The organism is Peptoniphilus indolicus ATCC 29427, assembly GCF_000227315.1.
GTDB classification, from domain to species: domain Bacteria; phylum Bacillota; class Clostridia; order Tissierellales; family Peptoniphilaceae; genus Peptoniphilus; species Peptoniphilus indolicus.
The window spans coordinates 59,047-62,381 of record NZ_JH165066.1 but is presented as its reverse complement, the minus strand read 5'-3'; the positions used below and the strand labels follow the sequence as shown (position 1 = coordinate 62,381).

Here is a 3,335-nt window from a genome sequence, read left to right as displayed (position 1 = left end):
TTAAAAGGATTTCTAATATAGAGAGGATGAGTGTTAAGTTTTTTGTAAGTGATATGTCTAATATTTTTAAATCTGTTAGGGATAGGTTCTTTAGAAGTTCGATTCATATTATTGATAGGTATCATTGTTTCTTGGGCTTTGGAGAATGTTAGAAAGAGGATTCAAAGGGATGTTTCTTCTAAGCTTAGGGTGTTTTTAAGAGAAGCAAGAGTTTAGTTACAAAGCCTTCTTCTATGCTTAGTTCTATGCAGGCTAGTGAGGTTTCTTTAATGCTTGGGTTAAGTGAGGATTTAAGGTTAGCTTATCAATTAAAAGAGTTGTTCTACCAATATGTTCTTATTCAGCCTAATAAAAAGATGGCAAGTAAATGTTTGAGTGAGTGGATAAGAAGGGCTAAGGAGTCCGGTTTAAAGGAATTTAGTTCTTGTATTACTGCTTTTAATAATTGGTTTGATGAGATGAGAGGCTCGAATTATTGAGCCTCCCCAATGTTTGACATAGGATCTATAAAAATTGTATTGTATTCATCTCTCTGGTACAACTTTTTGGGATTACTCTAGTTTTTAATGTTATCCTATCAGGAATAGTTTTTAAAACAAATTTTTTAGTATTCTCAAAAGTGATGAGCAGAATAAAATTATCTATTTTGTAAGATCAGCCTTTAGTTATTTTTATTTCTTATATATTTATCAATTGCCGCTGCAGCATCTTTTCCAGCTCCCATTGCAAGGATAACTGTAGCCGAACCAGTTACAGCGTCTCCACCGGCAAAAATTTCTGGTCTTGAAGTTTGACCATCTTCGTTAGCTACAATTCCGCCCCATTTGCTAGTTTCTAAGTTATCTGTAGTAGAAGCTATTAGAGGATTTGGATTTGTACCAAGTGCCATGATAACTGTTTGGTATTCAGTTTCGTATTCTGAACCTTTAATAGTTACAGGTTTTCTTCTACCTGATTCATCTGGTTCACCAAGTTCATTTTGAACATTTACAAGGCCACGAACCCAACCATTTTCTGTTCCAAGTATTTCAACTGGAGCAGTTAGCATTTTAAAGTTTATTCCTTCTTCTTTTGCGTGATGAACTTCTTCAACTCTTGCTGGGAGTTCTTCTTCAGTTCTTCTGTATACAATGTCAACTTCTGCACCAAGTCTTCTTGCAACTCTTGCAGCATCCATTGCAACATTACCGCCACCTATAACGGCAACTTTTTTACCAAGTACAACTGGAGTATCATATTCACTTTCAAAAGATCTCATAAGATTATTTCTAGTCAAGAATTCATTTGCAGAATAAACACCATTTAAATTTTCACCAGGAATATTCATAAATCTTGGAAGTCCGGCTCCTGAGCCTATAAATATTGCCTCAAAACCTTCTTCATCGATTAATGAATCGATTGTCACAGTTCTTCCAACGACGATGTCGTTTTCAATTTTAACGCCAATTTTGATTAAATTTTCAACTTCGTGTTTTACTATTTCATCAGGAAGTCTAAATTCAGGAATGCCATATACTAGAACTCCACCGCTTTGGTGCAAGGCTTCGAATATAGTTACGTCGTATCCCATCTTAGCAAGTTCTCCTGCACAAGAGATACCAGCAGGGCCACAACCAATTATTGCAACTTTATGTCCATTTGATCTTGGCTTTTCAGAAAGAGTTACGTTGTTATTTCTTGCGTAGTCAGCTGCAAATCTTTCAAGCTTTCCAATTGCAACGGCATCACCTTTATTTGTAAGGATACATCTTTGCTCGCATTGAGTTTCTTGTGGACAAACTCTACCACATACTGCAGGTAGTGCTGTATAAAGTGACAATACTTTTGCTGATTGTTCAAAGTTTTGGTTTGCAATTTCTTTTATAAAACCTGGAATATCAATTGATACAGGACATCCGCCAACGCATAGAGGTTTTTTACAGTTTAAACATCTCTTAGCTTCAATTACAGCTTCTTCTTCTGTATATCCAAGACAAACTTCTTCAAAGTTTTTACTTCTGATTTCAGGGTCTTGATTTGAGATAGGAGTTCTTGTAAATCTATCAAATTTTTCATTTTTTGCAATTTCATCAATTGATTTATTGCCTTCACCATTTAAGCTTTTCTCTAAATCGTGAAGAATTTCTTTGTGTTGTTTAGCAATAGCTATATCAATATTACAGTCGTGGTCTTTTTTCTTTAAGTCTAGGTAGTTTTCAGTGTTATCTGCGAATTGTCTTTGTCTTGCAATAGCAGAGTCGAAATCAACTAAGTGACCGTCAAATTCAGGGCCTTCAACACATGCGAATTTCATAACTCCATCAACAGCAACTCTACAAGCTCCGCACATACCTGTACCATCAACCATAATAGGGTTTAATGAAACAATAGTAGGAAGTTCATATTTTTTAGTTGTAAGGCATACGAATTTCATCATTATCATTGGTCCGATAGAAACACATTGGTCATACTTTTTATTTTCATTTTCAATTAAGTCTACAATTTTATCTGTTACTAGACCTTTGAATCCGTAGCTACCATCATCAGTACATATGTATAGATTGTCACATACAGAATCAAGTTCTTTTTCAAGAATTACAAATTCTTCATTCTTAGCACCTATGATTACATCAACTGGAACACCATGCTCATGTAGCCATTTTGCTTGAGGATAAACTGGAGCAGTACCAACACCACCAGCTACCATAAGATATTTTTTAGATTTAAGTTCTTCTAAATCTTCTTTTAAAAATTCTGAAGGAACACCTAATGGTCCAACGAAATCTTTTAGGACAGCACCTTCTTCAAGGGCACAAAGTTTTTGAGTAGATGGTCCTGAAGCTTGAACTACAATTTGAACACTTCCACGTTGCATATCGTAATCAGATATTGTTAGTGGAATTCTTTCTGAGTATTGATCTGTGATGACTATTATAAACTGTCCAGGTTGAGCTGATGCGGCAACTCTTGGAGCATATACATCCATTAAGTAAATGTTAGGAGCTAAAAGCTCTTTTCGCATTATTTTATACATAAAACACCTCTTTTAAAAATTAGACTATTATATTATACTTCTTAGAATTTTAAATAACAATCAATATAGCTAAAAACCTATAAAAATATATACTATTACAATAGATGTGAGACCAAATAAAATAAAAATAGAGAGATATCCTATATAATTAAATTAACTAAAATTAAAGAAAAGTATACTTCCTATGAATACAATTATACAAAAAATAAAGATATTTGCTGCATACTGTAGATACAAGATATTATGTTGTTAAATCTTATAGGAGTGGATATGCTCTATGTTTTGCATTAAGAATACATAAAGTTTTAAACATCTTTAAATG

1 protein-coding gene and 1 pseudogene are annotated in these 3,335 nt (G+C 33.7%); one reads left to right on the top strand and one right to left on the bottom strand.

Annotated features, from left to right (window positions below):
* Positions 1-206 precede the first annotated feature (206 nt).
* Positions 207-479: pseudogene (locus tag HMPREF9129_RS10795) on the top strand (transposase); the annotation flags it as partial.
* A 182-nt stretch (positions 480-661) separates the two neighbouring features.
* On the opposite strand, the gene HMPREF9129_RS09240 reads toward HMPREF9129_RS10795, so the two are convergent.
* On the bottom strand, positions 662-3,013 hold the full coding sequence (locus HMPREF9129_RS09240; protein WP_004822881.1) for a bifunctional dihydroorotate dehydrogenase B NAD binding subunit/NADPH-dependent glutamate synthase: 2,352 nt from the start codon (positions 3,011-3,013) through the stop codon (positions 662-664).
* Positions 3,014-3,335 lie beyond the last annotated feature (322 nt).